The sequence below is a fragment of the Halorubrum vacuolatum genome, assembly GCF_900188065.1.
Lineage (GTDB): Archaea > Halobacteriota > Halobacteria > Halobacteriales > Haloferacaceae > Halorubrum > Halorubrum vacuolatum.
In genome coordinates, this window is record NZ_FZNQ01000039.1 from 1 (window position 1) to 10,402 (window position 10,402).

A 10,402-nucleotide genomic window follows, 5' to 3' on the forward strand; every position below is an offset into this window, starting at 1 on the left:
CCCATGGATGGGCTATTCGAGTAGCAGATGGCAGGACAGACGGGGCCCGATTTGAATTCACGGGTGTCGATCTCGCCGATTGAAAGATTCGCGCGCTACATCTTGCACGCTCACTTTCTCATACCAGAATATTGTCACCCCAAGTGATGAGCGATTTGCGCCCGAAGTCTCCCACTACTCGGTGCTGCATTCACGCTCTATCTTCAGTAGTCGGCATCGGTCCATATCACATGAGGAACAGTCACTTCTCCGAATAAGTCAAGAGCCAACGCTTATTGAGCTCACTGGTTCTCAATTACAGGATATCATCGGTAGTCTCTGCTTGTCTGAGGCGCCCTAACTCTGTGTAGCGGAGTGAATACGGAACTCGACTCTCGAAAGGGATCGGGTCTGTGAGTTCGTAGAGTGTCCCCGGTTCGAATATGACGACCTTCTGACTCGCGTTGAACTCTGCCTGCTCTCCAGCATATGACTCAAGTGTTCGTGCGAGTGTGGCCTCATTTGCCGGCACTATCTCCTTGACTCGGGCCACGTACTTAACGGCCTGAACATCATCGGAGACGTATATCGCGACATACTCTGGGTTCTGGTTGATCCCTACAAATCCCCATGCGTTGTTTTCTTTGAGGAATTGAACACCCGATGTCTGGGAGGGAAATACTGCGACAGTCGCATCATCTGGACCTGTGAGCTCTTGACGCGATATCGTTCCTTGTACGGCATTTGCTCCGGTTTGTGGGCCATCCCAGTTGACACTATCAGGAGTGTCTGACTGAGTGGGTGTCACCTTGTCGCCTACTGGGTCCTCGTGCTCGCGGAACTCGATCACATCTTGAATGAGTCCAACGAGTTGACCAACATCTACTGCGTTGATCGGAAGAAGGACGTCTACGACTTGATCATGACGGAGCCCAGATTCGGTTTGTATCTCGAGCAGATCCAACAGACGCTGCGCGGTGATAACGCGCATACGATCCCTGTACTTAGAGCCGAGAATGGTCTGGGAAACTGTCTCAACGTCACCATCACCCACTACATAGAGTCCATATACCTGCTCGCGGTCTAACCCCTCTCGTTCCACGAGCTCACCCATGTATTCACCAGCCTGCTCGGGTCCAATAGAGAAGGCAGTCGATTTCTTTGTCTCAACAACTAGGTGCGTGTCTTCTTTCGTCGCTGTTGAGACCCAGTGTCCGTCGTACCCGATCGTGTCGCTCACCCCTTGGTAAATCCCATACTCAACCTCGAAACCAAGTCGTCGTCCAATGTTGTTGACGAGATCTTGGAGGGCTTTATTGTGGTATGATTCGCTCCCATCAATCGCTTCCTGTAGATACGACTCAATCTCCTCGGTCGTGGTCTGTTCGTCTTCGATTATCTCCCGAAACTGCTGACTTGCCCTTGAGTCATCAGTCCACTCTCCAGCTAGACCTACGATCCGCTCGAGTGTGAGCTCAACCATATTTGTCTAGTTCCCCGACTGTTCATTTATTTCTGCTTGATAAATCCGAGTTGGCGATTCCGGTCGCCGAAGGAAGGGAAATATTTGTTAGTAGAAGGTACTAACTAAATCAAAGCTGCTCGCGTCGGATCGTCGCCAAATCGCCTGCGAGACGGGCGTGTCTGCCGTTGTGGATCAGGAGGACGTTGTCTACGGGTAGCGTATAGCCATCATCGCCGATCGCGAAGCCTGCTTCCTTACATCCCGGTAGTTGTACCTGATAGCCATTGCCCGCTATTTCGACGGATGCCGCTTCGCCGCGATAGATACTGCTCGAGTCCGAGGCTGCCGTTACTACCAGTTCTGCCCGGTCTTCGATCGACACTCGATCGGCATCCACCACAACGAGCAGGCCGTCGAATCCATAGACATAGACGCTTGCCAAGCGCGTCGCATCCCCCTCGGCATCCTCTTCAACCAATCCTGCTGCTCTGGCGGGTTTCGTGATCTGGAGGGCAATTCCACCGGCTGACGACTTGAGACTATTCACCATGACAAGTAGCAGTTCTCCTAGCATATAGTGGTTAGTATACACTACTAACTCGAGAGTCATCAGTAAGCGAACCGCTATCGCAGAATTCTGGGAGAGGGTCTCCACGAATTCCCTCCACAAAACCAACATAACAGCTGCTGAGCTCGCTTGCTGTACCCGAACGCTCAACAGGGGTCCCGTCGACGCTATCGTATGAAACGGTCGGTGCTGCTGGTCAGCGTCATCCTGGTCGTGTTACTCGCGGGATGTGCCGGCCTCCCCGGTGATAACGGAACGACCGCTGACGACGATCGCGATGATTCGACGCCCGAGGAAGACGCACCGACCACGGCCGATGATGCTGAGGAAGACCCTGACAGCGGGGACACCGACGACCCAGCGGACGACGAGGGTGAGACACCAGCCACGGCCGAAGGCGACCTCGAGATCCACCACATCGATGTCGGGCAAGCCGATGCGACGCTGCTCATCACGCCCGCCGGCGAGACCGTCCTGATCGATACGGGTGACTTCCGCCAGCGCGGCGCAGGCGTCATCGAGTATCTCGAAGATCAAGACATTGATCGGATCGACCACCTCGTTGCGACGCATGCACACGCCGACCACATCGGCGGGCACGATGCCGTGATCGAGTGGGCCGAAACCGAGGGAGACGGCATTGGCGCTGCCTATGACTCCGGGGTGCCGCATACGACGCGGACCTACGAGCGGTACCTCGACGCGATTGAGGAATACGACGTCGACCTTTTCACTGTTGAGGAAGGCGACGAACTGCCGATCGATGGCGATCTCGATGCGCTCGTCGTGAATCCACCAGCTGGGGACTCTGGGAGCAATTTACACTACAATAGCGTCTCGCTCGTGTTCGAGTTTGGCGAGTTCACCTACCTGACGACCGGCGACGCCGAGCGCGACGCCGAAGAACGGATGATCGACGAGTGGGCTGGCGAGCTTGACGCCGACATGTATCAAGCGGGCCATCACGGCTCGCGCACGTCCTCAACGCCGGCGTTCCTTGACGTCGTGACGCCGGAGGTGGTGATCATCTCGAGCGCGTATGAGTCACAGTACGGGCATCCACACGACGAGGTGCTTGATGCGTTCGCCGACCGCAACGTCGAGACCTACTGGACAGGCGTTCACGGCGACGTTGTGGTGACTGCCAACGGTACGGGCGATATCGACATCGCGACCACAGAGGCGTTCTCTACGGACGCCGCCGACCTCCGGGCCGAAAAGCCCAGTGACGACCAGCAGTCGATCGAGCAGCCACTGATCGGGAACGCACCGCTCGGACACTCTCCTGACTACACGCCACAGCAGGAGGCGAGTATCGGATGAGCACCTATACCGCGGTCGTCGACCGCATCGTTGACGGCGAAACAGCCGTGCTCCTACTCGAGGAATCCGACGGCCACGATACGCAACTCGACCTGCCGGCGGGGGACCTCCCGACGGATGCACAGCGTGAGGGAGCCGTCCTGACCGTTACACTCGTTGATGGGGCGGTGACGTCGATACAATATCAACCAACTGCGACTCACGAGCGTCGAGAGTCAGCACAAAAGCGATTAGACCGGCTCTCAACGCCACTACGTGAGCGAAACGAAGAGAGTGCGGACGACGGGGCGGAACATGACTCCTGATGAACCATCACCGTGCGATGTCAACAGAGTCGTGTCAGCATATTCGCGATGCCGATTCACACTGAGAGCCGGACACGATGATCAGGGATTCAAATCAAAGACTCTGAATTCCGTGGTATCTGAAACAACTCGAAGAGATGGATTTATCAAATCCACGGAAGAGACCGACACAGTATGGAAATCGATAGTGCGAACGAGTACCTCTGTGAGGCATTAGAGGCAGACACTCCGACTGAGAAGGACTACTACATACGACAGGCACTGCAGCTGCTCACGGTTGAAGAGCTCACACCGTAGCTGAATAACTTAGGTTAGAGTATAATATTAGAGTCTTAGATATGTATCTTAGATTAGTGTCTTAGATAAGTGTCTGACGTAACTTCATAATCTTTGAGAGTTAGGTGAGTTACAATGCTTTCATATACAGTCTACAGCGAGGCTGGCGGTGTCGGGAAGACAACGCTGGCATGGAACACGGCGGTCGCGCACGCTCGGGGCGGGCTCGAAGTCCTTGTCATCCCGCTCGATCCGCAGGACGGCAACCTGAGCCGGCTCGCCGACGTCGACGACGCCCGCACCGACCCGCAGGCTGATAGCCTCGTTCGCCACCTCGTCGGGAGCCCGCGTGGTGAGTTCGACGACCTGATCCGGACTGCCGAGGAAGTCGATATCGTCCCCGAGCACAACACGCTCTCGGATCTGCAAGACCACCTGCGCCGAGAGAAGCAAAAGGCCGAGGACTTCGGTGACGCCTTCAACATCTACGCACAGCTGCGGCGCGTGCTCTCGGAAAACGACGTGCCGTCGGAATACGACGTTGTCGTGTGCGACCCGCCGGCTACTGAGTCGATCCACCTCTACAATGCGATCTACGCGATGCGGAACCTCCTGATCCCACTAGAACCCAGCGCGAAGGGAGAAGCCTCCGTCCAAGGGCTCGAGCAGCTGGCGACGAACTTTGCTGAGCAGCTGGAGATCGACGTCGGCGTCCTCGGTGCCGTCCCGATGGGTTACAAAGATACCGCCGACCAGCGGGAGATGCTTGAGGACGTGCCGTTCGAGGTCCCAGCGGTGATCGGCGACCGGACGGCGCTCATGGAGGGCTGCTGGAAGATGCAATGTTCAGCGTTCCAGTACGTTCGGGAGCATCGGAATCCCCGCCGCGACTACGAGATTGAGACGCTGGCGCAGTTCGATGAGATCGCGCGGTACCTCGAGGAGCAGGCCGGCATCGAGGCACCGTCGCCACCCAAACCGGGAGCTCTCGGCGAGGATGAGGAGGTGACCGTCTGATGGGGGGCTTCAAAGAGGGCTCAGTTGACGGCTGGGGCGACGAGGAAGAAGACGAAGCGCAGGGGAGCGCCACCGACTCTACCGAGGCCGGCGTCGGCACCGGCATGCATCGCGATGAGCCAACCACGTCGCCAGTCGTGGAGGAGTCGACGCCGCGTCTCCCGTGGATTCACCGGCGGAGTAGCATCACGGACGGCCGCGAGAACACCAAGCAACTCCATCTTCAGGATACCACGGTCGAGGTTGAACGCGAGCAGAAATCGAAGATCGAGGACCTACTCGGCGAAAGCGTGAAGAAAGCTGACCTTCGCGAGGCAGCACTCCTGGTCGGGCTGAAGCACATCGACGAAACTGCTGATCAACTCCGGGAGTGGGGGTACGCGGTGGAGTGACTTGACAAATATATATCGCGATATGCACTATACGTAGGTGGAAAAACACACTTTGGGCCTACACTCCACTATCGAAGTGTATTCTGACCGCCTGAACCCCTGCTTCGAGACGTCGAGATCAGTGTCCTCACGGCGGTGAAACGGTGATATCCTCTGTTTTTTCAGCAGTCCTGGCAACCGGAGTTAGTAGAATCTATCTCTGTACACAGATCGGATCATGTCTTCTTTTGCGGGAGTGTTGTAAACCGAGCGGACCTTCGCTCCGCGGGATACCTCGGCGTAGAACGCGAAGGCGCCCGAGGCCGTGAATTTGAGTACGGTCTCGAGGAGGAGCCGGGGCTCGCCGACGTCGATCTCCCCCACGTCGAGGCCGATAACACAGCTCGGGGCAAAACGAAAAAACAGCTAAGTGAGTCATATAGCTGGAATTTCGTTATCGACGAGGGCGAGGAGGGGATCGGCGGTATGCTCCCGCCGTCGCGAGCGACGATCCCCGCTGCCGATACCGCGGAGGCGGTCTCCGGCGGGGTCGAACCCCCGTCCTAACACGGACGACGACCGGCTCCCGAACGATGAACCTGTAGTCCCTCCTCGAGCGCTTCGACGAGGTGCTCCCGTTAGTCGGATTTCTCCCACGGCTGAATCCGTTGGCTTGCTCCTTGTTCCTCTGTGATCAACGAGGCGCGGAATGGGCCACAATACATATAGATGCCTGCTGCGTATCGATATGTCATGTTCGACGATGTATTAATTCCAACAGATGGGACAGACCCAGCAAACAAGGCGGCTCACAAGGGGATCGACTTGGCGGCTGCACACGGTTCGAGGGTGCACGTGATATCGGTCGTCGAACCGATGTCGCTCGGCCGGTTTACTGCCGGGGCCAAACCAGCCTCGGCGGAACAGGGGGAAGTAGTCGAGGAACTCCGGGCGGCAGCTAAGGCTGCGATCGACAGTGTCACAGATATGTGTAAAGAGCGGGGCATCGAGGCCGTTGGAACGCTTAGATATGGCAAACCTGAGGAAGTAATACTCGAGTACGCCGAGGATGAAGGAATTGATGCCATCGTGATGGGAACACATGGACGGGATGGAACAAAGCGGCTGATCGTCGGAAGCGTCACCGAGAAAGTGGTCCGACGAAGTTCCGTTCCAGTCGTTACCGTCCGACCAACCGAGTGAATCCGGGCGGATCGGGGAGGGACGCAGCCGGTTGACTACCCGCGTGGAGTCGTCAACGAGCGTTGCATTCGCGTCCCATATGTGGTACGAGATGGGTCGCAAACAGGGTGAACCCCGAAAGAACCGATGCTATTAGCTCTCGCGACGCGCGAACGCGAGGTTGCCCGAGACGTTCTTGATGTACGCCCGGACGGTCTCGCCCTCCTGTGCGCCCGGCACGAAGATCGTGTACTCGCCGCGTTCGGCAACGCCGTCGCCCTTGCGGCCCGTGCCGACGATCTCGAGTTCGTAGGTCTTGCCGGACTCGATCGTATCTGCCTGGCGATGGCTACTCGCCTTCTGCTGTTTCGCGACGGGTCGGAACGCACCACATGCCTCACAGCGGAGCATCGGCGTACGATCTTCCGTCTCCAATCGGGTGTCGGGCAGCCCACACTCCGAACAGGTGACGTAGGCGGCGATATAGGAGTCGACGGCCGCCTGGAAGTCGCGCTCCCGAAAGTTTCCGTTGTAGCGGGCACGGCCCGACTCGTACTGGCCAGCCGTCCCGAGCTCCTGCTGGATCTTCGAGTGGACGTGTTCGGGGTCACGGCTCAACGCGTCGGCGATGGCCGAAAGGTTGGTCAGTCGGGTGAACGCCCCGTCCTTCTGTGCTTCTGGGTCCGCGACCAGGTCACGATACTCCTCGCGACGCCAGGCGCGGATCCGGTCGCCGATCCACTGCCGGGAGTACGGGATCCACTCCGCGAGCTGCCGGTACGACGGCCCGACGTCGTCCTCCCAGGGGCGGTACAATCGGATCACGCCCGCGGTGAGTGTCTCGTCGTCGATCTCGGCGAGGGGCGGTACGCGCGCGCTCGGGTCAAGGAGATCGGCGGGCGTTAACCACTCAAAACGACACTCGACCGGCTCGCGGAGGTCGCCCTCCTCACCGATCCACTCAAAATCCGTCTCCGTCTCGCGTTCGGGTCGGCCCTCGCTGGTTTCGTACATTTTTCTAAGGTAATCGTGTTCGCCCAGGTGAAACGCAAAGGCGACCTCGACGGGACACTCGTCGAGCGGGTCGCGGAGGTCCTCCTCCCGGGCGTGAGTATAGCAATCCCGACAGACGACCGGCTCGGGTCGTCGGTGTTCCATCCTGTATTTTTCTAACTTCTTTTTCAAACGGTGACTGCCGCAATTCGGACACCGGTCGAGCTCCGCGTACGGCGTCGTTGAGGACGGCGCTCTCTCCGCGCGTTCCAAAGCGGCCGCGATCGTCACGCACCCCCAATCGGCGGGAAACGTCGGCGGGACGACGCCGTGCGGGTCGCTGCCGATCGGCTCGTGCATACTTAGGTATAACTTTCAGGTAACTTATACACCCCACGCGGCGGCTGGTCCGATATTACCGTAACTCCTCGCGAGCGGCCTCGTCGCCCCGGTATTCCCACTCCCCGTATCCGCCTTTCGTCACGCCCGGGACGTCGTCCAAATACCGCGATACGCTCTCCCACGCGGCCCGCTCCGAACCGTAGTGCTCGCCGAATTCCGAGTAAATCGCCGTTTTCAGGTCGGAGGTCTTAGCGGTCCCGTCCTCGCGGAGTATGCGAAAGACCTCAAGGAGCGCCTCCCGGCCGTGGGTCGTTTTCGGCGGTCTGTCGGTCAAGTACGAACGTACCTCCGCGAGGAGGTCGTCGCCTCCCACCGCGGCCGTGTCGGCGCGTTCGCGAGGGTACTCCGGCTCCGGTGTCACTACCGCGGTCTCCTCCTCGACGCGATCGACGGGAGTCGAGGTACGCTCCCCGTCACGCCTCGCGGCTTCGACGGCCTCGACCAGCTCGTCGAATAGGTCGGGGTCGTGTCTCGCGAGGAGATCGGCGTCCTCGGCGAGCTTTTCGATCCGCTTTCGAGCGACACTCCGCGTTTTGTAGGTATACGCGCCCTCGGGTTCGACCAGCGCCTCGCGTTCGCGTTCGGTGAGTAAGCCTCTCCCGGCGGTCATACCATATACAGTTAGACCGGTGTGTTCAATCTAACTAAATGAAGTAAGCTAACCAAATATGGTAATAACCAGATATGGTAAGCTAACTCAATTCGGTAAGCTCTCCTCTCCGACGGCCTCCTCAAGGCGTTGGATCCGCTCGCGGAGTTGGTCGAGGTCGCCCCGATCCGTACGGAGGTCGTCGAGCGGTCGGACGCCGTCGAGCGCCTCGTCGACACGATCGTCCTCGGCCTCCGCGGCGAGGTATAGGTCCCGCCGGTCGGCCTCCAAAGAGCGGAGGGTCGACTCCGCGAGCCCGGTCTCCTCGGCGACGGTCGCGTACGGCTCGCCCCGATCGACGCGGGCGACGGCCTCGCGGACGTGGAGATACTCGGCGACGTCGACGCGGAGGTATCCGTCCTCGACGACGAACCCGGCGGGTGGGCGGCCGGTCCACTTCCCGGCGTCCTGGGCGGCGGCGATCCCGGATCGTATCCGTCGGAGCTTTTGCTTATGTTCGATTTTCGCGAGGTCGCCGAGGACGCCGGCGATTAGTTGCTTAACCGCTTGGTCGACCTCGGAGCTGCCGACGTCGATCGAAAGGCCGACCTCGCGGTCACGGACGGACGTGTCGTTTTCGATCGCGTGTTGAATAAACCCGTGGACCTCGCCGCCTCCCAGCCGTGAAAGGCGGCTAATCTCGTCGACGACGACGAGGTCAAGGTCGCCCCCGGAGATCGCGTTGCGGAGGGCGTGGTATTCCTCGGCGCGGTCGGTCGCGGAGCCGGAGACGATCTCGACGTACTCCTCGGTTTCGGCGTCGGGGTACTGGTCGGCGACCCAGGTTCGGAGCTCGTCGAGCTGCCGGCTCGCGTCCTGGTCGCTGGTCGACACCCTCGCGTATATCCCGACGGCCTCGGGTGTATCTTCGCTCATGTTTTCGTGTTCTCGGTTTGTACTTATACATATGCGGGTTACTGCGGAGGCGTGTAAACCACTACCTTCTCGACACTCTTTGAGATCAGCTGTCCCGCACAGAGGGGTAGTGAAACAGCAGTATATACTCAGGAGTTGGTAGGTCGGCTAGTGCAAGACTCAGAGGATTAGTGCAGCACGAGCTAGGCTTTCTATTCATGACTATCGTGATGAAATCTGCCGTCTTGCTATCCGTGGAGATCTGCGTTCGTGCTTAGTCAGTGACAACGACGCGGGTGTCGAGGGGATTGCTCGGCGTTGGGGTTCTTTCTTTGATGAGTTCGCGAGTTTCTTCGTCGAAGCCGTACAAATCCAGTACAAACTCGTCGAGTTCGTCTTGGAGTTCGGACATGTCTTCACTGGCAGTTTCGAGTTCAGCACGAACGGTTTGAAGTCGATTGATGAGTGTCGGGATTTCAGAGTCGTCTTCAGGTAGGCGAACTTTTTTGAGTTCGTCAGCTAGCTCGAAGTTCTTGATGTTGAGAATCTCCATCAAGAGATCTTGGTAGTCGGTTTTGTCGCCGAAGAAGTCGATCTCGGCGGAGAGGTTCTGGAAGGTGATTTTTGTATCGTCGACGACGGGGTCGCCAATCTCGACTGGATCGAGGTCGAAAGATTCGACAGCTGGGTGTTCGGATAGAGGGAGTGTAGCGACGTCAGAGTTATCGTAGATTCTGGCGGGGTTCTGGAGTACTTCGTCGGCGGTTTCAAGTTCTTCGACGAATTCGATGATTTCTTTGGTTTTGTCGGCGATAGCTTCCTCGAGCCTGCCACTGTGGTCGCGAGCGAGCGGGAGGTCGCCCCATACGTTGCCGTAGTATCGTAGGTACGAACCGCGATATTCTGGGGCTTCCATTCTCATGGCTCTGTTGAAATCCTTAGAGAGTGATATGTATTCGTGGTCGTGCTGGATATAGAGGGTCTATGCAGCACTCGGTTACTGTCTATTTTGGCATA

12 protein-coding genes are annotated in these 10,402 nt (G+C 58.3%); 5 read left to right on the forward strand and 7 right to left on the reverse strand.

The features are described 5' to 3' along the window. Nucleotides 1-295: 295 nt before the first annotated feature. Complete coding sequence (locus tag CHB65_RS17680; protein WP_218818982.1) at nucleotides 296-1,462, reverse strand: hypothetical protein; 1,167 nt, start codon at nucleotides 1,460-1,462, stop codon at nucleotides 296-298. Between the two features lie 109 nt (nucleotides 1,463-1,571). Then, nucleotides 1,572-1,994, reverse strand: coding sequence for a hypothetical protein (locus CHB65_RS16140; protein WP_089386051.1), 423 nt, complete (start codon nucleotides 1,992-1,994; stop codon nucleotides 1,572-1,574). Nucleotides 1,995-2,186: 192 nt separating this feature from the next. Between CHB65_RS16140 and CHB65_RS16145 the strand changes: the two genes are divergently transcribed. The 4 genes from CHB65_RS16145 (at nucleotide 2,187) to CHB65_RS16160 (ending at nucleotide 5,325) form a co-directional block, all read left to right on the forward strand. Beyond that, on the forward strand, nucleotides 2,187-3,335 hold the full coding sequence (locus CHB65_RS16145; RefSeq protein ID WP_089386042.1) for a ComEC/Rec2 family competence protein: 1,149 nt from the start codon (nucleotides 2,187-2,189) through the stop codon (nucleotides 3,333-3,335). Next, nucleotides 3,332-3,640, forward strand: coding sequence for a DUF3006 domain-containing protein (locus CHB65_RS16150; protein ID WP_089386043.1), 309 nt, complete (start codon nucleotides 3,332-3,334; stop codon nucleotides 3,638-3,640). Before CHB65_RS16145 ends, CHB65_RS16150 begins: the two co-directional genes overlap by 4 nt. Before the next feature lie 411 nt (nucleotides 3,641-4,051). Beyond that, nucleotides 4,052-4,933, forward strand: coding sequence for a ParA family protein (locus tag CHB65_RS16155; protein ID WP_089386044.1), 882 nt, complete (start codon nucleotides 4,052-4,054; stop codon nucleotides 4,931-4,933). Further along, nucleotides 4,933-5,325 (forward strand): hypothetical protein, encoded by a 393-nt coding sequence (locus CHB65_RS16160; RefSeq protein ID WP_089386045.1) that lies wholly within the window; start codon nucleotides 4,933-4,935, stop codon nucleotides 5,323-5,325. The genes CHB65_RS16155 and CHB65_RS16160 overlap by 1 nt, the downstream gene beginning before the upstream one ends. A gap of 183 nt (nucleotides 5,326-5,508) precedes the next feature. Here CHB65_RS16160 and CHB65_RS16165 read toward each other — a convergent pair whose 3' ends face one another. After that, the gene (locus CHB65_RS16165; RefSeq protein WP_089386046.1) at nucleotides 5,509-5,688 is read right to left on the reverse strand and encodes a hypothetical protein; all 180 of its coding nucleotides are present in this window, start codon (nucleotides 5,686-5,688) and stop codon (nucleotides 5,509-5,511) included. A 369-nt stretch (nucleotides 5,689-6,057) separates the two neighbouring features. Here CHB65_RS16165 and CHB65_RS16170 point away from each other — a divergent pair, with 369 nt between their 5' ends. Then, nucleotides 6,058-6,507, forward strand: a complete 450-nt coding sequence (locus CHB65_RS16170; protein WP_089386047.1) for a universal stress protein — start codon at nucleotides 6,058-6,060, stop codon at nucleotides 6,505-6,507. A 132-nt stretch (nucleotides 6,508-6,639) separates the two neighbouring features. Here the strand turns inward: CHB65_RS16170 and CHB65_RS16175 are convergent, their stop codons facing one another. The 4 genes from CHB65_RS16175 to CHB65_RS16190 all read right to left on the reverse strand — a co-directional run bounded on the left by CHB65_RS16175 (nucleotide 6,640) and on the right by CHB65_RS16190 (nucleotide 10,307). Further along, a complete protein-coding gene (locus CHB65_RS16175) occupies nucleotides 6,640-7,224 on the reverse strand; it encodes a translation initiation factor IF-2 subunit beta (RefSeq protein ID WP_245810012.1) in 585 nt (194 codons plus the stop codon). A 670-nt stretch (nucleotides 7,225-7,894) separates the two neighbouring features. After that, nucleotides 7,895-8,491: a hypothetical protein gene (locus CHB65_RS17575; RefSeq protein WP_179213709.1), complete on the reverse strand. Its 597-nt coding sequence runs from the start codon at nucleotides 8,489-8,491 to the stop codon at nucleotides 7,895-7,897. 87 nt (nucleotides 8,492-8,578) lie between these two features. Beyond that, complete coding sequence (locus CHB65_RS16185) at nucleotides 8,579-9,406, reverse strand: recombinase family protein (protein ID WP_089386048.1); 828 nt, start codon at nucleotides 9,404-9,406, stop codon at nucleotides 8,579-8,581. 253 nt (nucleotides 9,407-9,659) lie between these two features. Further along, on the reverse strand, nucleotides 9,660-10,307 hold the full coding sequence (locus CHB65_RS16190; RefSeq protein ID WP_089386049.1) for a hypothetical protein: 648 nt from the start codon (nucleotides 10,305-10,307) through the stop codon (nucleotides 9,660-9,662). Nucleotides 10,308-10,402 lie beyond the last annotated feature (95 nt).

Excerpts from the sequence above, each read along its gene's own strand:
- CHB65_RS16170 (WP_089386047.1), top strand. The coding sequence starts at position 6,058 with ATGTTCGACGATGTATTAATTCCAACAGATGGGACAGACCCAGCAAAC.
- CHB65_RS16185 (WP_089386048.1), bottom strand. The coding sequence starts at position 9,406 with ATGAGCGAAGATACACCCGAGGCCGTCGGGATATACGCGAGGGTGTCG.
- CHB65_RS16190 (WP_089386049.1), bottom strand. The coding sequence starts at position 10,307 with ATGAGAATGGAAGCCCCAGAATATCGCGGTTCGTACCTACGATACTAC.
- CHB65_RS16155 (WP_089386044.1), top strand. The coding sequence starts at position 4,052 with ATGCTTTCATATACAGTCTACAGCGAGGCTGGCGGTGTCGGGAAGACA.
- CHB65_RS16160 (WP_089386045.1), top strand. The coding sequence starts at position 4,933 with ATGGGGGGCTTCAAAGAGGGCTCAGTTGACGGCTGGGGCGACGAGGAA.
- CHB65_RS16150 (WP_089386043.1), top strand. The coding sequence starts at position 3,332 with ATGAGCACCTATACCGCGGTCGTCGACCGCATCGTTGACGGCGAAACA.
- CHB65_RS16140 (WP_089386051.1), bottom strand. The coding sequence starts at position 1,994 with ATGGTGAATAGTCTCAAGTCGTCAGCCGGTGGAATTGCCCTCCAGATC.
- CHB65_RS16145 (WP_089386042.1), top strand. The coding sequence starts at position 2,187 with ATGAAACGGTCGGTGCTGCTGGTCAGCGTCATCCTGGTCGTGTTACTC.
- CHB65_RS17680 (WP_218818982.1), bottom strand. The coding sequence starts at position 1,462 with ATGGTTGAGCTCACACTCGAGCGGATCGTAGGTCTAGCTGGAGAGTGG.
- CHB65_RS17575 (WP_179213709.1), bottom strand. The coding sequence starts at position 8,491 with ATGACCGCCGGGAGAGGCTTACTCACCGAACGCGAACGCGAGGCGCTG.